Below are 18786 nucleotides of genomic sequence, written 5' to 3'. Positions count from 1 at the left end.
TAAATTGCCTCCGTTAGGCGATAATCCGGAATTAATAACCGGGGTTTTGTTTTAAGTTAGGATTTGCATTCATGGCCGCTGTCGGAATAGGGAAGAGCTGCCAGTGGGCATCAACTGCCGGAACAAGTCCATGGGCGAGTGTAAAGGTACCAAACCTGATCATATCCTGTCTGCGGTGACCTTCCCAATTTAGTTCGAAACCACGCTCGTCATAAATGTTCTCCAGCGTTGGGTTTGCTGATAACGGCGACAAGCCGGCTCTAACCCTAACCTGGTCAATAAACGGCTTAGCTGCCGCCGCATTGCCCAGTCTAACGTTACATTCAGCCATCATCAACAGGATATCAGCATAACGATAGATCGGGAAGTCATTAGAGCTTCCACTGCCATCATTAGGAGCTACAGGGTAAAATTTCACGTTCCTTACGCCGGCAGTATTTCCAGCACCCGGATTGATCAGCGAAGTTACCTGAGGTGTATACGTAACGCCACCGGGCTGAGCGCCTATCAGAAACTGTTTGATCCTGATGTCGTTAGCAGCATATTTATTATAAGTCTCTTCCGGTACAATAGTGCCGTTCCAACCCGAATAACCAAACATAGCTATGCCATTCGGACCGTTTACACTTCTCAGTGCAAGCACATTATTTCCGATCACATTTCTTTTCAGCCAGATGGCTAATATAGTCTCATCATCGGGACACAGATCTCCGAAAAGTTCGAAATACTTATTGCCAAGAGGGCTAGAGGCATTCGCTGTACCCGGATGTAAGGTATAACCACCTGCGGCAACCTTGGTACAGGCGGCCAGGCACTCTGCCCATTTAGGAGCTCCTGTATAAACCCCCGCGTTTAAATACATCTTAGCTAAGAAAGTGTAAGCGGCCCACTTATTGAACCGCCCATAAAATACACCTCCCTTGGTCTCGGGAAGCCGGTCAGCATTTGCTGTGATTTCACTAACGATCCAGTTATAGATCTGCGTTCTTGTCTGCGTTTTTAACTCAGCTGTAGTAATGTTATTGTCTGTGTAAAAAGGTACGTCGCCAAAATCATCGATCAATAAGTAGTAAAACCAGGCACGAAGAATTCTTACTTCAGAGATTTTTGCTGCGGGAGCACCTGATTTTTCCAGTTGTGTTACTGCAAGGTTAGCCAGGTAGATGGAATTGTAGCAGGCATTCCAGGTGGTATTAATCTGTCCCAGCGTTGGCGTCCAGGCACGCGTGTATAAATAAGCATTTTCTGGCCCCCAATCGCCGCTCAGCCGGTGTGGAACAACCTGCTCATCGGTGCACATATTATTTGTATCGTAATATCCATTATCACCACCCCCAAATTGAGGCATCCGCGCATATACACTCGCCAGTGCAATGTCCGGACCTTTTGGATCTGCAAAAAATTGATCCGCAGTGTATTTATCGTATACGCTTTCATTTACTTTAGTACAACTCTGGGCAAAAACTGCCAGAGATAGCATGCTTATGATTAATTTCTTCATGGTCATTATTATTTTAAGGTGATGTTAAGACCTATAGCAAAATTTCTTACACGTGGATATATTCCGTTGTCTCCGCCAGTTTGTTCAGGATCAATTCCAGAATATTTAGTAATAAGTGCCAGGTTTTGTCCGGTTAGAGAAAAGCGAACAGCACTGATATGTTTTGATTTTGAAGTTGGGATTCTGTAGCCAAAATTTACGTTCTCCAGGCGGATAAACTTACCGTCTTCCAACCAGTAATCGGTCGCCAAAGGGAATACCGAGGTATACATATTATCGTCTATAGCGCTGGCAAGGAGGTTGGATTTACCCAGATTTTCCAGGTAACTCAGGTTAGACCTCAATCTGTTATAGAGTTTATTACCACCTGATCCGCGTACGAGAACGGAAGCGTCAAAGTTCTTGTACCTGAAGCTAGGGGTAAAAGCAAAGGTGTATTTAGGTTGTGTCTGTCCGGCAAACACCCGGTCAGGACTGGTAGCGCCGGCATCGATCTTCCCATCGCCGTTTTGATCTACGATAGTTTCAGTGCCATTTGCTGCAACACCCTGATGCTGCAAAATATAAATCGCTCCAATTGTTTGTCCTACAACTAGGTATGCATTTTGTCCGTAAGGGATGAAGTTGGTGATCAATGGAACTCCATTTAGCGATCCGCTTAAGTTGAGTACTTTAGAATCCATCAACGTAACGTTTCCCCCAAGTCTCAACTTGGTAGATTCATTACTGATCAGGTCATAACTTAGCGCCATTTCAATGCCTCGGCCCTGGATACTTCCTACATTTGCCTGAATTGAGCCTGTAGGGTAGGGTGGCTGGGGAACTGTGTAGCCATATAGCAGTTTATCGGTTACATTTTTATAAACGTCAAAGCTTCCGCTCAAACGCCCGTTAAGGACAGCAAAGTCGAGCCCTATATTGGTAGACTTTTTCCTTTCCCACTCCAGGTCTGCATTTGCATTTTGAGTAGTCCTGAAGTTTGTTTGTACGTTTCCACCAAAATATACCGTTCCTGATCCCTGGACGATTTGAAGCGACTGGAGTACTCCCAGCGGCTGCTGGTTTCCCGTAATTCCGTAACCTGCTCTTAACTTCAGGGTGCTAAAAAACTTTTGACCCTTCATAAATGGCTCCTGGTCAATTTTCCAGGCAACTGAGGTGGATGGGAAATTACCCCACTTATGATTCTCCCCAAATACAGTGGCGCCGTCTCTTCTGAAATTAACTGTAAGGAGATATCTATCCATAAAAGAATAGTTGAAACGTCCTAAAACAGATACTGTTCTGCGTTGATTTCTGTAGGAAGAATAATCTCCAGCCTGAACTTTTGAAAAGTCGCCAAGGCCGAGATTGTTGTAGGTAGCAAGGTCATTTACAAAGCCTCTTGCCGCACTTCCGCTACCATAATCCATCTGTGCCTGCCACTCATATACAGCAGCAGCATCGATGTGATGGTTTCCGAAATTCTTGGTGTAGTTTAGCTGCGCATCCATGAGTTTGTAGTCATTATAATCATCATTGACACTCGCATATCCTTTTTGATCAATTGCTGCTGCCACTGTAGAAACGGCTGGTGTATAATTACCAGAGGTTCTGCTGGTTTTTTGCCAGCTGCCGAATACTTCTGCAGACAACCCGCCAATGATTTTATAATTGGCTCTGAGAGATCCCAGGAGCCTGTTTGTCTCAGCGTCATTGATAATTGTGTTTGCCGCTGCTAAAACGTTGAGTGGTTGAAACAAGTTGGGATCTGTAAAATAAGTGCCGTCTGCCTTATAAATAGGATCTGTAGGTCTGGAGATGTAGGCATTTGAAATAAGGTTCGACGTAAACGCCGCCCGGCCAACGCTTCCGGGGCTACCCGCATTTTGTGTAATATTGCTATTCAACGTCATCGTGATCGTCAGTTTATTATCCAGTGCTTTTTGCGTCGCCTCGATCCTGCCCAGGTACCGTTGGTTATCGGAATGGATAACAATACCGTTTTGTAAAATCGCACCCAACGAAGCCCGATAGCTGAAATTATCAGTTCCCCCTCCAATTGTTAAGGTGTGGTTTTGAGTTGTCCCGTTACGGGTAAGCAGACCGAACCAGTCTGTATTTGCACCGAAGTTTGATGAAGCAGGAATGCTTCGCGCTGCAGCCTGCTGAGACCATTCTGCAGCGGTAAGCATTTTGAGCTGCCTTGTTACTACATCTACAGACGAATTTGCCGTGTATTCTATGGTACTTCCTGATTTGCTTTTTTTCATCGTCACGATCAGTACACCCGAGGCGCCACGTGAACCGTATATAGCTGTGGCCGAAGCATCTTTAAGCACCTCAATACTTTCTATCTCCGTTGGAGGAATTTGATTTAATAAACCTACATCCCCCTGAACGCCGTCTATAACCACTAATGGGTTATTATTACCCTGGATGGATGTAATACCCCTGATTTTAATGTTCGGGGAACTTCCGGGCTCACTACCTGTTTGGGTAATAACAACACCAGCTGCACGGCCGGCAATTTGTTGAAGCGGGCTGGTCACTACACCCTGATTAAAATCTTTGCTGGATATACTGGAGACCGCACCAGTAAGGTCAGATTTTTTTGTTGTTCCGTAGCCAACTACGACTACTTCCGACAATGCCTGTGCATCCGGACGTAGCTGAATGATCAACTTTTTGCCTTCAGTCATAATCCGTTCAGTACGATCATAACCCACATAGCTAACAATAACAGTGATTGCAGTCTGATTGATGTTAAACTGGAATTCGCCTTTGGTATCAGTAACCGTAGTTCGGCTGGTGCCTTTAATCTGCAGTGTGGAACCAGATAAGGCGCTGTTGTTTTCGTCAACGACCTTTCCGGTAAAAACAGATTGCTGAGCGTAAGTTGAACTTAGAAAGCAGAAAAATAATGCTGTAAGTCCATACCTCAACAAGTAAAAAAAGTAATTTTTTTTCATAATTGTGTTCGATTTATATTTGGTTTAACCAGCTGAACTTTGTGGCTGCTGGTAAAATCAAAGTAAATGCACTTCGAACCCAATAACAATAGATATAGATCCCGATATCGAAAATATCAGTGTTGATTATTTTATAACATACTGTTTAATAGCTGTTTGATATGTATTTTTAGCTTTGAATATATAGATTTGATGGAAAGGGTTTATTAAAAACAAGGCCTGAGGATCGGATATATTGGCAATAAAAGTCAGTTTGCAGCGTAAGGCACAGGAAAAAATGGATGCGTAATTTGAGAATTAATTCTGTGGTGTCAGAAAATGAAGCAAACACATAGTGCATAAAAAAAAATATACCGATCGCGAGTAGAAATGTTATTTTTTTATTGATTAAGTGGGAGTTCGTTTACTATTGTACGGATCGTCATAATTCTTTCCTTAAATGCCTCGTTCGGAACTAGCGATCGGTTTTTTACTTTCGTTTTATAGGTATAGATGGTGTTAACAGAATAATTTAATATTTTAGCTATGGTTTCATTTTCATCTATTCCCAGACGAATCAATGCGAAAATCCTCAATTCATTGTTGAGTAGCTGCCCAGGTCCGAGCTGCGTCTTGTGCTCATCGTCAAATAACAGATTAAATTCTTGTACAAAATTTGGAAACAGGTTTAGAAATACCTCGTCAAAAGTTCTGTAGAAATTCTCCCGCTCCAGATTTGTGTCCAGGCGATTGATAACAACTTGCAATTCATCGAACTGTTGTAGGGTGACAATTTTTCCCAATACGCGCTTAAGTCGATCAAGTTTTTCAATGTAGTCGGCATTAACATTAAAGAAGTGACCAATATATTCCTCTTTGATCAAATTAGCCTCGTCTAGTTTTCTATTTGTACTGGTTAGCGACTGATTGGCAATATCTAGTGAATTATTGATCTTTAGTAAGTTCGTGTTCGCTATATTCAGATCTTTGTTCTGATCGATAATTAGCTGATCGGCTATACGAAGTTTCTTGAGATGTTTAGATGTGATGTAGGCAAAATATATAACCAGAATGATCAGAACGGTTATGGTAGACGCATAAATGAGTAAAGATCTTTTCTGCCGCTCAATATCACTTACCATATCCCGCTCTATAATAGGGAGAATATTGCTGATCTCAACCTTGCGCTGTTTGGCACCGTAAAAACTGTTATCTTCAATAGCACTATGGATATACACAAATGATTCTCTGGTGTTGCCATTCCGGTAAAGGTATTTTGCGAGGTTGACCAACGCAAGGGATTCTTTTGTAGAATGGACATTATCAATAATCGCCGACCTGATTAAATAGCGCAATCCTTCGTCAGGTTTGTTTACACTGAAATACAGCCAGCTCAGACAGCTAAAATTTATTGCGCTGTCCTGATAAGATACCTTTGAGCTTAGTAGTTGTTTGTAAGTTTTGATTGCCTGTTCGTACTGCTTACTCCTTAAAAGCTTAAGTCCGCTAGCCGACAGGTGTTCATAAGAGTTTGGAGAGAATTTGTGAATGATCGTATCACAGTACCCGAGTCCCTGTCTGGTATATAAATCGTGGTAATAAGGGATCTTATCAAAGTCAGCCAAATCAAAATTACTCCGGGCCAGAAAGAAATAATATTCAAATTGCTGTTTCTGATCAAGATACTGGGATTTAACCGAATGTAATGTATCTATCCCTTCTTTAAACATACCTGATGAAACAAGTACAAAACCGAGGTTTAATCTGGCATAATTTATTTTATTGTCATCTTTTAATAAATAAGCACACTCGCTGGCTTTTTTGCAATAAATATAAGCCGAGTCATGTATAAAAGATTTATAAGCGGTATATAGCTTTTGGTAACCCTCATACCGCGAATTCAATGAAGCGTAATTTAGTCGAAGCTCTTTTTGTAGTTGAGCAATATGGTGCCGCTTTTGTTTGTCAAAATCAAGTTTTTTTGCCAAGACCTGGGTTAACGTACTTTTTAAACTGTCTATCCCTTTTGTGGAAGCGAATGCCGCACAAGTTGAAGAGAACTGTACGACGGAAATTACCAACAACACGTAAAATAAATAGTTCCTATTGATACGGTTCACGGTTGTCTGTTATGTTGTATAAGTATAAGATATAGTTATTTGCAACAAAATGAAATGCAATACATGATGCGACTGGCATCGGTCAGTGTTGCATTTGAATATTTGGTAACCAAATATAAGATAATATCTCTAAAACCGTTAAGAATTTTCCATAACCAATCTGTACCGGGATTACTGCCTTTTACTTTAACATCCTTAATACCAACTCAGCAATATCAGTAGTTGTCTTTGTGGGTGAGTGGCAGTCGCAATTACTCAGGCCGGCTACGTAAATGTCTTCCGAAGGAAGATAAACTGCCATGGATTTGAACCCAAATATGCTCCCGCCGTGTTCTCTGCTTACTGATCCGTTTATTTTCTTAATGTGCCAGCCATATCCATATGTTAGTGAACTATCATTGTTTAATTTATAAGCAGTAAATGCTTTTTTTGTTTCTTCGGGGCCGAGTAGCACATTTGTGTTTAATGCATTTTGCCATTTCAGCAGATCGCCGACTGTAGACATCAATGACCCGGAGGAAAAGGGTACGCTGAAATTAATTGTAGTCTTATTTACATATCCCTGTTGTTTTTGATGATAACCATAAGCTCTGTTATGGACAATAGCCCTATCGGTGGCGTAAGATGACTGAGTCATTCCCGCTTTCTCGAAAATATATTTGCTAATGAAATTTGCATAGGTTTCTCCGGAAACCAGCTCTATGATGTATCCGAGAACTACATATCCGGAATTGTTGTAGTCAAATTTCTCACCTGGCTCAAAGTCGACAGGCTCGTTTTTGAAGAAATCAACCATCATTTTAGGCATCATCTCCTGCTGTGCAATATTTGAAAGGGATTTCATTTTTGTAAAGTCTTTAATGCCGGAAGTATGCGTCAACAGATGGTGAATGGTTATCTTGTTGCCCGAAGGGTAGTCGGGTATATATTTTGAAACTGGATCGGTTACCTTAAGCTTTCCACGCTCTTCTAAAATAAGCATAGCAATTGCAGTAAACTGTTTTGTCATTGATCCTATTTGAAAGACACTCTGCGGTGTTAAATCGACATCGAGCTCCAGGTTAGCCTTCCCAAATGCTTTCTGGTATACCGGTTTTCCATGTTGTGAAACCATGAATACGCCTCCTGGACCACTCGGGTCTCCAAATTCCTTTGCTATTATACTGTCGATCCTGTCTTTGGAAATTTGCCCGAATGCGCTGCTGAATGGGTTAACACTTGCTAAAAGAAGTAGAAAAAGCGCTATTTGTTTTGAATTCATATCTAATCGTTTGTGATTTTCCGATTAGACGATCTAAGAAGATATCTGGTTACAGCGATGTGGAACCAAAGAACCCGCCAACTGATGTCATAGCAATAAAAGCATTTTTGACGTCTTCGTTGGTGATCAACCCTGCGCGCAATAAATCAGGCACCGCTGTTACCGGCAACGATTTCAGTTCGGCAAGCGCCTCGTATAATGGTATCCCCAAACTAATTATTTCTTTAACGTCAGTTTCTGAAGCAACACCCTGTGCGTTGATATATCTGTATGCATAATATAACTCGTCGAATGCCAGCGGGGTAAGTGACATAGCCTTACCAATAGCGGCCAGCATTTCCTTTTCGGCGTTTGTGATATCTACTGATTCCATAGTCAAATATATCGCTTTAACATCAAGGTCTATCTAAAAAACTTGTATCTTGGAATAAAAAAGATAATGAAAACTGTATTAAGATATAGCGTGTTCGCCTTGCTTCCGCTTACGATCGCATGCACGCAAACTAACACTGAGTCGAAGACCACTGAAAAATCGACAGACACGCTTAAAAATGAGTGTTATACTGCTGTAGATTCACTGGATACCGCCAAATTAAAACTGAATTATTTGAGAAATGGTGATGTAACAGGTACATTGGTAATTGATTATGCCAACAAAAGTAAAAACGATGGTGAGTTGAAGGGGAAGTTTAAAGGAGATACTTTATATGTTGACTACACCTTTAAAATTCCCACAAGAAACCCTGTAGTTTATAGAAATCCGCTTGCATTGCTCAAATCAAATGGAAAACTGATCCTCGGTGTCGGTCAAATAGAAACCACGCTGGGCAGATCTTATTTTGTGCGAAATAAGGCTATCGATTACAGACAGGTGAAATTCATTTTTGCTGAAACAGCATGTGCCGGGCAGCCCAAACCTTAGTTATCTAAGCTTCAATTACGTCATAGACTACCACTTTATCCCACAGGTGACTGTGGTTCTTGATAAATTCCAGGTGTAGCGGGTGCGTCTGATATGTTGACTGTCCTTCGAGATCACTGAAGAACATCAGCTCGGATACGGCCCAGCTATTGTCTACAACGTCCCTTTTTTCTGTACTGGCTGCAATGCCTACATGAACCTTGCGAACCGTAGGTATTTTAGCTAATGTCTTTACACCTGCAATAAGTTGATCGCGATCGGTTTTGGAATCTGGGTTTTTTAACCAGAAAAACACATGGTGCACAATGGGGTAATTATTTTCCATACTTGTTAGGGGCATTGCAGATGCAGCTGTGCCGGCTGCTAACACAGCGGCAGTTCCAATAAATTTTCGTCTGTTGGACTTATTCATATCGTTAAAGCTAAAAAAAAATAAGCATGTTGTACAAGTATTGTCTGAAGATGTTAATAGTCCTTTTAGTTGTAAGTCCTTTTTTGTTTATTTGTTTCAGGGTCGGAAAATAGTGTAGAATCCCCCTTATTTATGTTTCATTTCAATACGCCCTCAAAAAAATATGCCCTTTTCGTTCTGGGATTTTTAGTCCCCCTGCTCGCCACAGCGCAATTCACTAAAAATAGCGACAGTGTACTCAAGGTGTTGAAAATGAATAAAAAGGAAGATTCTGTCAAGGTAATCGACTATGCGCGTGCTGCTCAGCTTTACAACCACCAAAAGCCCGATTCTGCGATCTATTATTTAAATCAGGGATTAACAGTGGCACGTAAGGTAAATTTTCAACGTGGGATTGCCTTATTAAATAGCAAACTCGGGACTTTTTACCTCGACAATGGAAGCTACAAGAAAGCGGATTCCGTTTTTCGTATCGCGCTTAGTATTCATAAAGCATTAAGACGGTATGAAGATCAGTCATTGATTTATCAATCGCTCTCGGCGGTATATTCTGAGGCTGGCGACGAAGTTAATTCGCTTAAGTATATCCTTACTGCCAAACAGATTGCTGAAGATCGCTCACTCGTGGAGCAACTTCCATTCTGTAATGGTATGATCGGTATCAGTTATCAAAACCAGGGAGATCTTAATTTTGCACTTAAATATCTGAAAGAAGGACTTCGTATATCTGAAGATTTACAACGTCATCATAAATTCAGTACTGAGGCGAGACAATATTACAACCTGACTATTCAGGCTGACCTATGCACAAATATTGCATCCATATTAACAGACAAAAAGGAATACAAACAGGCATTAGTATACTATGAGCAGGCTATTAAGACGAGCAAAGATGGTGGCTTTTATGATGTAAACGTCCTGCTGTTCGTTAATGCGGCCGAAGTTTACCGCAAAATAAATGAGCCTGGAAAAGCACATGTACTGTTGGATACTGCACTCCGGCTAGCTAATCAGGGCGACCTCTATCGCGAAAAATATAAGGTTTATACACAGTTGGGCTTGTTGGAAACCAAACCTGTGTTAGCGGTCCCGTATTTCGAAAAAGCAATTAAACTGGCAAGTGATCAGAAAACCGACCTGATGGAAATTTATCAGGACGTATCGGCTTACCTGGCAGAAAAAGGACGTTTTAAAGATGCCTTTGATGCCCTCGTACAATATAATGCGTTGAAAGACAGTATTAACAGTGTAGAGAAGGCAAAGCAGATTGCCAATTTGAAATCCTTAAATCAACTTCAGCAGTCCGAATTAAAAGTTAAAACTTTATCACTAGAGAATTATAAGGTCAAAACAAGTTCTGTCGTTATCGGAATTATCTCTTTAGTCTTGTTGGGTTTGGTAATTACAGGGTATCTATACTTTAAAAAGCTCAAAAAGCTGCATGTTTTGGTGATTGAACAAAAGAATAGACTGGAAAATCTCAATGATATGAAAGACAAGATTTTTTATATCATTGGTCATGATTTGAGGGGCCCCGTAGCCAGTATGGGATCTTTGACGGACATTATGAGAGCGGAGTTTGAGCATGATGAGGATGTTGGTGGATATCTGGCGCTGCTGCAAACAAAACAAGGTCATGCCATGGAAATCCTCGATAAACTCCTTACCTGGGGGAAGCTCGAATTTCAGGAGTCGTCCGTGCCTGCACAATTCAATGTACAGGTAGCACTTAAGGTGAGTCTTCAGGACATAATCTCAGGTGCAAGTCAGAAAAATATTAATTTTCAGAATGAAATACCTGCCAGCCTGGAAATAATATCCGACGCCAATCATGTCGATTTTATTGTCCGCAACCTGTTGCAGAATGCGCTGAAATTTACTCCGGTTGGAGGGACCATCTCGCTGAAATACCAGCTTGACAACATCACGAACTACCACGTGCTGATTATTAGGGATTCTGGTATCGGCATGTCAAAAGAAAAACTTAGCAAGCTGATGTTTACCGCAGGTACCACACCTGGAACATCGAATGAAAGCGGTACCGGTATTGGGCTCATGCTGGTTAAAAAGATCGCTGAGCAGAACAAGCACACCATTGCTGTGGAAAGCGAAGTTGGGCGGGGAACTACATTTTTTTATAAAATTCCTATTTGACGGTACACATCTTTAAAATTCTTTTTTAAAACGGCTGATTGATGGTAAATTGGCAACGATTGCTATATTTATCCCTCTGCTAATCCCACAGAGCGATAAATTATTCATGCCAAAATATAATTTCAATATCCTCAACTATCAGGCATTAAAAGGAAAAAGAGACATGTGGGCCGACTTGATCGGCAGTCCGTCGAAGTTTCCTTTGGAGGGTAGAATATTTCATTCTATTAGTATTGGTCTGATGCTTTTAGCGTGTATTTATGTTCCATATAACTTATATGCCGGGTTATACGTAGGTTCTGTGTCTGCCTTACTATTAGGTTCATTCTTTGCTTACCAATATTATCAGTCGCGATTCCACAACAGGCCACACAATAGTACATTTTTTGGGATAACAGGTATTGCTATTTTCGGTATAAATTATTTTACGAATTCCGGCATCAACGGATCAACAGATCTGATCTGGCCTGTTTATCTGTTGCTGGTATTTGCAATATCCCCTTACCAACAACATCTCAAGTGGCTTTTTATTTATCTGCTGTGTTTTTTGCTCCTGCATCTGTTGGAATTTTACCATCCTGAGCTGGTAGAGTATCCGTTCAGCGCAGGTAAGGGACAGTTTGTTGACCGTGTTACGGCATTTCCAATTCCTGTAGTCGCGATTTATATTATCATTAGGTTTATAAGGCGGAGCCATGATAAGGCCAGGGCGGCTGAACAGGAAAAAACAATGGCTGTTGAACTGAGTAATGCACAGATTTTATCACAGAAAGACCAGTTGGAACAGAGTAACATTGAAAAAAATAAATTAATGTCTATCATTTCGCACGACTTGCGAACTCCCCTGATGAATGTCAGAGACTACCTGGAACTGCTCAATGAGTATGAGCTGGATAACGCCGAACGCAAAAACCTGGAGAAAGTATTGCTTACCTCCACTAACAATGCCATGGATATGCTGTCCAACCTCTTACATTGGACAAAAACACAGATGGAAGGGCCCAATGTACATCTGCAGGAGCTAAATTTGCTTACCGTGCTATCTAATACACTCGGAATCGAAAAAACTCATGCGCTGAAAAAAGAGATTTCACTTGATTATCAGATTTCACCAGAAATTGTTGTCCTGGCGGATGTTGATATGCTTCAGCTTGTGGTACGCAATCTGGTAAGCAATGCAATTAAGTTTACCCAAGAAGGGGGGCATATTGCCGTTAACAGTACTTTACTTGCAAATGAGTGTAAAATTACTGTAAGTGACAATGGACAAGGAATTCCGGTGGAGAAGCAGGAAAAGATTTTCTCGATTAAGGCTGAGCCTGCATTTGGAACAAAGAATGAGCGTGGGGTGGGACTGGGACTTGTTTTGTGTAAAGAGTATATCGAGCGACAAGGTGGGAGAATTGGATTTGACAGTACACCGGGCTCTGGTTCATGCTTCTATATTTACATTCCTGTAAAATAGTTAATCTTACTGCTGTTGGGTAGAGATGCTCCAGAAATTACCAGCAAAGTCTGTAAACATCCCTCTTTTGTCAACATCGCCATCCTGAACTTTGGGTGGGTCAATACCTTCACACCCTGCGGCTATAGCCATCTGATAAACTTCGTCCACATTGGGTAGGTATAAATGCAGCATAATGCTTTGTGGTGGATAGTCTGCAGTTGCATCTGCAATCATCAATATGCTGTCATCAATCAATAGTTCCAGATGTAAAATTGATCCGTCCTCACGCTCAATCTTTCTCTGTTCTGTTGCTTTGAAAATTCCTTTTAAAAGTGCAGCCAAACGCCTGGCATCGTTTACGATTAAATAGGGGGACAGGGAGTTGTAGTTTGCCGGTTTGTAAGATGATATCATGACTCTAATCTATATAAAATGCCTGGATTAAAATAGTTAAGCCGGATAGTTTTTTAATCTCGATTTTGTTAAATTGCTTCGTGGTTTAAAACGATATTTCCTAAAACAAGGCGCAGAGGCTGTTTAAAAGCTAAAAGACGTAAAGATGGCGTAGAAGAGACGGCAACAACAGATCGGATATCAATGTACTTTTGGGTATAAATAACAACTCATGAATAAAATAGAAGTTGCACGAAGACTGACAACCCTTAGAAAACAAAATGGCTTTAGTCAGGAACAATTAGCTCAAAAATCTGGCATCGCCCTGCGCACTATACAACGTATTGAAGGCGCAACAGTGGCCGCTCATTTGCAAACCCTCTCATTGATTTGTACAGCGCTCGAGATCGAGCTCGATGAACTGACAGGAAAGGATGAGGCTGGAACAGATAAAATAAAAAAGAACTGGTTGCTTTGGCTGCACCTGGCGCCGGTTATTGCCTCTTTTATACCAACCGGCAATTTAATCGCACCATTCGTATTGTGGCTATATAAGAGAAACGATGATGAGGATTTTGATAAACAGGGCAGGGCTGTTGTAAATTTTCAGATCAGTATGTCCTTGCTTTTTGGGTTCGCCTTTGTGATGATCTTTGTGTTTACGCCCATTGCCATCCTATTGATATTTGGATCGATATTTTACAATGTACTTATGGTCTTAGTGAATTCGTGGAGGGTTTCGCAAAATAAGCCATATAATTATCCGCTTTCTATTCCATTCTTCAGACGGAAATCTGCCGTTGCGGTCTTTGCACTTCTTCTCCTGTTCGTTCAATCCCCCTTGCATGCCCAACAAATAAAAAAATTGGATGGCAGCATCGTGACTGCAGATGCTTTGGGTAGCAAGGTTGAATTGTTAATACGTGAGGCTAATGTGAAGGGTCTCGAACTTGCAGTTTTTAATAAGAATGAAGTGGTTTATAAAGGTGCTTTTGGTATCGGAAATGAGCTGCAAAAACCTTTACATACCTCGATGAGTATTTATGGTGCTTCGTTGAGTAAAACAGTTTTCACCGCCCTCGTATTAAAATTGGTAGAGGAAAAAATACTTAGCCTTGACCGGCCATTGCAGAGCTATCTTCCAAAACCAATATATGATTATCCAAAAAAGACTAAATGGCAGGATAATTACGATGATTTTAAATCTGATTCATCATATCGGAAAATTACTGCGCGGATGTGTCTGGACCACACCACCGGTCTTCCAAACTGGAGATGGGATTATAACGACCATAAATTGAAATTCGCTTTTGCTCCCGGTAGCCGTTACAGTTATTCAGGAGAGGGTATGGTATACTTGCAAACTGTTATCGAACATATGACAGGTAAATCACTGGAACAATTGGCAGATGAAAAGATCTTTAAGCCTTTACGTATGATCAATTCAGCTTACCGCTGGTTGCCTAGGTTTGAAGCCGATTATGTTGTTGGATATGATGCAAAAGGCAAATCTTACGAGAAAGATAAAGATAATGAACCCCGCTCACCAAGCACTCTGGAGACCACGCTGGATGACTATACAGCATTTGTTGGTGCTTTGCTTAGTGGGAAGCTACTGAAAAAGTCCTCGTCGAAGGAAATGTTTAGTCCGCAGATCCGTTTGCGCTCAGTTGCGCAGTTTGGACCCCTCTCGAGAAAAGACAGTACAACAAACGATAATATTTCACTTAGCTACGGCCTGGGTTGGGGTTTACTTAAATCGCCCTACGGTTGGGGTGCCTTTAAAGAAGGACATGGAGACGGATTTCAGCATTATACGATTGTTTTTCCGGAAACAGGTACTGGAATTATTATCATGACGAATAGCGATAATGGAGAAAGTATCTTTAAAGAACTGTTGGAATTTGCAATAGGGGATATCTACACACCCTGGAAGTGGGAAAATTATACTCCATATAACTATGCAGGAAACTAGGCTAAGATTTTGCCAAAGATCGCAGATGCGAAAATTTAATACTTTAAAGTTATCATCAGCCTTAATCTCAGCTATGCACCCATTGATGGATTTGTAGTTAACGGAGGTATTAAATTTAGGCTATAAGGTTTCGACGATAGTAATCGCCCGTTGAACGATTCCCGTGATCGTCATCTGCTCGAAACACTAATTTTACTTCATATTTAATTATAGTTCAATATGAAAGTTGCAATAATTGGTGGTTCTATTGGTGGCCTGATCACGGGAATCGCACTTCGGAAAATCGGATATCAGGTAGATATCTATGAACGATCGGCTTTGGCCATGGAGGATCGTGGTGCAGGGCTGGTAATTCAGCCTGGTCTGATGAATTATATGGTCGCTACTGGAATTTCCAGTAATGAATTGTTTGGTGTTCCTGCAACAGAACGGCAGATTCTCAATGATCGTGGCCATGCAGCTTATAAGTATGAAAACGATACATCTTTTACATCCTGGAACTATTTATGGAAGCAGCTAAAGGACTACTTTCCTGAATCACATTATCATTATGGACACAGGGTCACCGGGATACACCAGGAAGCGGCGCAGGTTACGGCGACCTTTTTTGATGGTAAAACGTCGACCACAGATTTGCTTATCGGCGCTGATGGCTACAGCTCCGTTGTGCGGGAACATATTTTGCCAGGGATAGAACCCATTTACAGTGGCTACGTAGCTTTCCGCGGATTGATAGCGGAAAAAGATCTTACAGATGCCGAGGTCGAATTTTTCTCTAATAAATTCACGCTATATCCTTATTCAAACTCACATTTGCTAGCCTATCTCGTTCCTGGAAATCACGGGGAGCTTAACAAAGGTGAGCGACAGCTCAACTGGGTATGGTACCTGAATAAAAATGCTGTGGAACACCAACGGGTAATGACTGATAAAGACGGGCGTTTACGCCAGTTCAGTGTGCCCGCAACTTTTCTCAGTGCCGGGAATATCAAAGCGCTTAAAGATCGGGCACAACAAGAACTTCCGGAAATACTGGCTCAACGGGTATTGCAAACAGCCAATCCTTTTGTACAAAGCATCGTTGATATGAAAGTTCCCAGAATGTATCAGGGGAGTGTTGTAATTCTTGGCGATGCAGCATCCGTTGTACGTCCTCACACGGCATCGGGTACAGCAAAAGCTTATGAAGATGCCGTTGGATTAGCAGCTGCATTATCCGGAAATGAGACACTGGGGAATGCCCTTAAATCTTGGGATGTCATACAACGTGCTTACGCTGATGAACTCATTGCTTATGGTAAGAAGCTGGCCAGGGGAAGTGGCTTAGGATAATCTGGGTTTAAATAATTTTCAAATAAAATTCTGAAACCATGTCAAATGTAAATTTATTTACCCCGATCAAAATCCGGGGGATGGAGTTGAAAAATAGAATAGTTGTGTCGCCAATGCAGCAGTTTAGCGCGGTAAATGGTAAAGTAGGTCAATGGCATCTCGTTCATTTGGGAAGTCGTGCTGTAGGCGGAGCCGGCCTGATAATCACAGAGAGCCTTGCAGTAAATAAGCAGGGTAGAAGCACTCATTTTGATGCGGGACTTTGGAATGATGGGCAGATTGCGGGCTGGAAGCGCATTAATGCATTCATTCATGATCAGCATGCAAAAGTAGCTGCTCAGATTGCGCATTTCGGCAGTAAGGCCAGCCGGTCTCATCCGAACGAGGGACTGCAATACCTGAGTCCTGAGAATGGCGGTTGGATCACAAAAAGTGCTTCTGCTGTTGCTCCTTTTGGGCATATGAGTTTGCCCAAAGCACTTTCTTTGCAAGAGATCTTTAAAATCAAATGGGATTTCGTGGCAGCGGCACGAAGGGCCGTCGCTGCTGGCTTTGACGCCATAGAAATTCATGCCGGACACGGTTATCTTTTTCATCAGTTTTATTCCAGAATAATTAATCAGCGTACTGATAATTATGGGGGCAGCTTCGAGAACCGCATACGTTTATTGGTAGAGGTGACGGAAGAAATCAGAAGTGTAATCCCGGAGAATATGCCTCTGCTGGTCCGTATCTCTGCCGTAGACTATCTGGAAGATGAGAAAGCCTGGAAAATTGAAGATAGTGTTCTGCTGACAGATATTTTAAAACATATTGGCGTCGACGTGGTAACGGCATCTGCCGGGGGCTTTGTGTTTTTAGATAAATCCAAGGTATTTCCCGCTTATCAGGTACCTTTTGCCGAAAAAATCAAGTCGGAAACAGGAATTATTACCGGTGCAGTAGGCGCTATAACCGAACCCGCGCAGGCCAACGAAATTATCGCCTCAGGTAAGGCAGACCTTGCTGTAATTGCCCGCGAGTTTTTACGGGACCCCTATTTTGCATTACGTGCAGCAAAGGAACTCGGACAGTCTTTGGAGTTACCATTTCAATATCGGAGAGCTTTTTAGATGTTGTTAATGGTCATAATCAATGTCCAAATTGTATTTGTAGAGTAAACCGGCAAGGTTAGATGCGGAGAATTTGGTCTGTTTCATCGTGTTGACGCCAGGATCTAAACTGAAGTTTCGCGCCGTCCGAAAATCTGTTTTGTCCAGGATGGTTCGTGCAAACGTTGAGCCTGACAGGTCGCAGTTGTGAAAAATGCTCGAGGTAAGGTCGGCGGCTTCAAAGTCTGTTTCCTTGAGTGTGCACTCCGTAAACCGTGTTTTCCTAAGTTTAGTGCCATAAAATGTTGAGTAATCTATATGACTATAGTCAAAAGTGAATGAGAACAGAAATTTGTTGCACTTGGAAAAATCTACACCCAAAATTTTACATCCGCTGAATGTAACATCTCTGAACCCTGTACCAGAAACTACGGTAAGTGAAAAATTGCATTGCTTGAAAATGCAATCAACAAAGTCGTTGTTACTCAAGTTACTTTTCGAAAAATCACAATTGATAAATTCACATTTAACAAATTCTCTGTTTTTTAGTTGCTTTTCAACATAGTCAACGTCTGTAAATATCTTGTCTTCGTGTGTAGTAGTTTCGTTTAATTCACTCATGATGTATTTTTGACCGGAAATAACCAGCTATTATAAATGTTGTAATTTGTCTACGATCTGTTGCTTTTTGGATTTGCTGATGTTATAAACGCCAAGGTTGCCTGCGTACCACAATCCATCAGCTACAAGTGCAATAATCAGGTTATTCAGGTTCTCATCCCCCTTGATATCTGCATCCATCTGGCTGCTGAACCATTCGTCCCAACCTTTGCGGTAATGGTCGTTGATTAATACCGCCTGCATGATAATTTTCATAACACGCTGGTAATGTATATCGTCACTTTTTTTGACTACGAAACGTAGATACGACATACTCGAAGACTCTTTTTTGGTGCTTTTCTTTTCTTCCTGAATCCATTCGGTAAGTTCAGCGAGACTTTGTCTGACGAGTTCATCCAGTAGCTCTTCTTTATTGCGGAAATGATGAATAATCCCCCCTTTACTCAGCCCGGTCTTATCTGCAATTGCTTGAAAAGTAACCTGATGCCAATCTGCAGTGGCACCTATTTCAGCTGCAGCATCAAGAATTACCTGCTTATTAAGCTCAGGTTCTTTTTTTCTTTTATATGGATTTTCCATTAACCAAAGATACCGACCAAATGGTTTGTTTGCAAATTATTTATATAT

General features: G+C 41.5%; 15 protein-coding genes. 6 read left to right on the top strand and 9 right to left on the bottom strand.

All coding sequences use genetic code 11. The features are described from left to right. Positions 1 to 31: 31 nt before the first annotated feature. The 5 genes from CLV32_RS09305 to CLV32_RS09285 all read right to left on the bottom strand — a co-directional run bounded on the left by CLV32_RS09305 (position 32) and on the right by CLV32_RS09285 (position 8185). A complete protein-coding gene (locus CLV32_RS09305) occupies positions 32 to 1501 on the bottom strand; it encodes a RagB/SusD family nutrient uptake outer membrane protein (protein WP_208110979.1) in 1470 nt (489 codons plus the stop codon). Positions 1502 to 1509: 8 nt separating this feature from the next. Next, positions 1510 to 4452 (bottom strand): SusC/RagA family TonB-linked outer membrane protein, encoded by a 2943-nt coding sequence (locus CLV32_RS09300; protein WP_133554712.1) that lies wholly within the window; start codon positions 4450 to 4452, stop codon positions 1510 to 1512. Positions 4453 to 4832: 380 nt separating this feature from the next. Further along, complete coding sequence (locus CLV32_RS09295) at positions 4833 to 6551, bottom strand: DUF6377 domain-containing protein (protein ID WP_133554710.1); 1719 nt, start codon at positions 6549 to 6551, stop codon at positions 4833 to 4835. Between the two features lie 181 nt (positions 6552 to 6732). Then, positions 6733 to 7812: a serine hydrolase domain-containing protein gene (locus tag CLV32_RS09290; RefSeq protein ID WP_133554708.1), complete on the bottom strand. Its 1080-nt coding sequence runs from the start codon at positions 7810 to 7812 to the stop codon at positions 6733 to 6735. Positions 7813 to 7861: 49 nt separating this feature from the next. Then, positions 7862 to 8185, bottom strand: coding sequence for a hypothetical protein (locus CLV32_RS09285; protein WP_133554705.1), 324 nt, complete (start codon positions 8183 to 8185; stop codon positions 7862 to 7864). Positions 8186 to 8251: 66 nt separating this feature from the next. Between CLV32_RS09285 and CLV32_RS09280 the strand changes: the two genes are divergently transcribed. Continuing rightward, positions 8252 to 8734, top strand: coding sequence for a hypothetical protein (locus tag CLV32_RS09280; RefSeq protein ID WP_133554703.1), 483 nt, complete (start codon positions 8252 to 8254; stop codon positions 8732 to 8734). 4 nt (positions 8735 to 8738) lie between these two features. Here the strand turns inward: CLV32_RS09280 and CLV32_RS09275 are convergent, their stop codons facing one another. Then, positions 8739 to 9146, bottom strand: coding sequence for a Dabb family protein (locus tag CLV32_RS09275; RefSeq protein WP_133554701.1), 408 nt, complete (start codon positions 9144 to 9146; stop codon positions 8739 to 8741). Between the two features lie 132 nt (positions 9147 to 9278). Between CLV32_RS09275 and CLV32_RS09270 the strand changes: the two genes are divergently transcribed. Together CLV32_RS09270 and CLV32_RS09265 are read left to right on the top strand one after the other, a co-directional pair. After that, entirely contained in the window at positions 9279 to 11300 is a 2022-nt protein-coding gene (locus CLV32_RS09270; protein WP_133554699.1) for a tetratricopeptide repeat-containing sensor histidine kinase, read from the top strand. Between the two features lie 106 nt (positions 11301 to 11406). After that, entirely contained in the window at positions 11407 to 12765 is a 1359-nt protein-coding gene (locus CLV32_RS09265) for a sensor histidine kinase (RefSeq protein ID WP_133554697.1), read from the top strand. A gap of 6 nt (positions 12766 to 12771) precedes the next feature. On the opposite strand, the gene CLV32_RS09260 is transcribed toward CLV32_RS09265, so the two are convergent. Then, complete coding sequence (locus CLV32_RS09260) at positions 12772 to 13161, bottom strand: VOC family protein (RefSeq protein WP_133554695.1); 390 nt, start codon at positions 13159 to 13161, stop codon at positions 12772 to 12774. Positions 13162 to 13372: 211 nt separating this feature from the next. Between CLV32_RS09260 and CLV32_RS09255 the strand changes: the two genes are divergently transcribed. From CLV32_RS09255 to CLV32_RS09245, 3 genes are all read left to right on the top strand, one after another. Next, on the top strand, positions 13373 to 15115 hold the full coding sequence (locus CLV32_RS09255) for a serine hydrolase (protein ID WP_133554693.1): 1743 nt from the start codon (positions 13373 to 13375) through the stop codon (positions 15113 to 15115). A gap of 219 nt (positions 15116 to 15334) precedes the next feature. After that, positions 15335 to 16447, top strand: a complete 1113-nt coding sequence (locus CLV32_RS09250; RefSeq protein ID WP_133554691.1) for an FAD binding domain-containing protein — start codon at positions 15335 to 15337, stop codon at positions 16445 to 16447. 38 nt (positions 16448 to 16485) lie between these two features. Next, on the top strand, positions 16486 to 17559 hold the full coding sequence (locus CLV32_RS09245) for an NADH:flavin oxidoreductase/NADH oxidase (RefSeq protein ID WP_133554688.1): 1074 nt from the start codon (positions 16486 to 16488) through the stop codon (positions 17557 to 17559). A 6-nt stretch (positions 17560 to 17565) separates the two neighbouring features. Here CLV32_RS09245 and CLV32_RS09240 read toward each other — a convergent pair whose 3' ends face one another. Further along, the gene (locus CLV32_RS09240; RefSeq protein ID WP_133554686.1) at positions 17566 to 18159 is read right to left on the bottom strand and encodes a pentapeptide repeat-containing protein; all 594 of its coding nucleotides are present in this window, start codon (positions 18157 to 18159) and stop codon (positions 17566 to 17568) included. 30 nt (positions 18160 to 18189) lie between these two features. Further along, positions 18190 to 18738, bottom strand: a complete 549-nt coding sequence (locus tag CLV32_RS09235; protein ID WP_133554684.1) for a TetR/AcrR family transcriptional regulator — start codon at positions 18736 to 18738, stop codon at positions 18190 to 18192. Positions 18739 to 18786: the final 48 nt, after the last annotated feature.

Origin of the sequence: Pedobacter duraquae, from assembly GCF_004362245.1 — a bacterium.
GTDB lineage: Bacteria > Bacteroidota > Bacteroidia > Sphingobacteriales > Sphingobacteriaceae > Pedobacter > Pedobacter duraquae.
This window is presented reverse-complemented; position numbering and strand designations above follow the sequence as displayed.

What these genes read in the sequence shown, in the direction of transcription:
- CLV32_RS09305 (WP_208110979.1), bottom strand. Translation starts at nt 1,501, where the DNA reads ATGAAGAAATTAATCATAAGCATGCTATCTCTGGCAGTTTTTGCCCAG.
- CLV32_RS09300 (WP_133554712.1), bottom strand. Translation starts at nt 4,452, where the DNA reads ATGAAAAAAAATTACTTTTTTTACTTGTTGAGGTATGGACTTACAGCA.
- CLV32_RS09290 (WP_133554708.1), bottom strand. Translation starts at nt 7,812, where the DNA reads ATGAATTCAAAACAAATAGCGCTTTTTCTACTTCTTTTAGCAAGTGTT.
- CLV32_RS09285 (WP_133554705.1), bottom strand. Translation starts at nt 8,185, where the DNA reads ATGGAATCAGTAGATATCACAAACGCCGAAAAGGAAATGCTGGCCGCT.
- CLV32_RS09280 (WP_133554703.1), top strand. Translation starts at nt 8,252, where the DNA reads ATGAAAACTGTATTAAGATATAGCGTGTTCGCCTTGCTTCCGCTTACG.
- CLV32_RS09275 (WP_133554701.1), bottom strand. Translation starts at nt 9,146, where the DNA reads ATGAATAAGTCCAACAGACGAAAATTTATTGGAACTGCCGCTGTGTTA.
- CLV32_RS09270 (WP_133554699.1), top strand. Translation starts at nt 9,279, where the DNA reads ATGTTTCATTTCAATACGCCCTCAAAAAAATATGCCCTTTTCGTTCTG.
- CLV32_RS09265 (WP_133554697.1), top strand. Translation starts at nt 11,407, where the DNA reads ATGCCAAAATATAATTTCAATATCCTCAACTATCAGGCATTAAAAGGA.
- CLV32_RS09260 (WP_133554695.1), bottom strand. Translation starts at nt 13,161, where the DNA reads ATGATATCATCTTACAAACCGGCAAACTACAACTCCCTGTCCCCCTAT.
- CLV32_RS09255 (WP_133554693.1), top strand. Translation starts at nt 13,373, where the DNA reads ATGAATAAAATAGAAGTTGCACGAAGACTGACAACCCTTAGAAAACAA.
- CLV32_RS09250 (WP_133554691.1), top strand. Translation starts at nt 15,335, where the DNA reads ATGAAAGTTGCAATAATTGGTGGTTCTATTGGTGGCCTGATCACGGGA.
- CLV32_RS09245 (WP_133554688.1), top strand. Translation starts at nt 16,486, where the DNA reads ATGTCAAATGTAAATTTATTTACCCCGATCAAAATCCGGGGGATGGAG.
- CLV32_RS09240 (WP_133554686.1), bottom strand. Translation starts at nt 18,159, where the DNA reads ATGAGTGAATTAAACGAAACTACTACACACGAAGACAAGATATTTACA.
- CLV32_RS09235 (WP_133554684.1), bottom strand. Translation starts at nt 18,738, where the DNA reads ATGGAAAATCCATATAAAAGAAAAAAAGAACCTGAGCTTAATAAGCAG.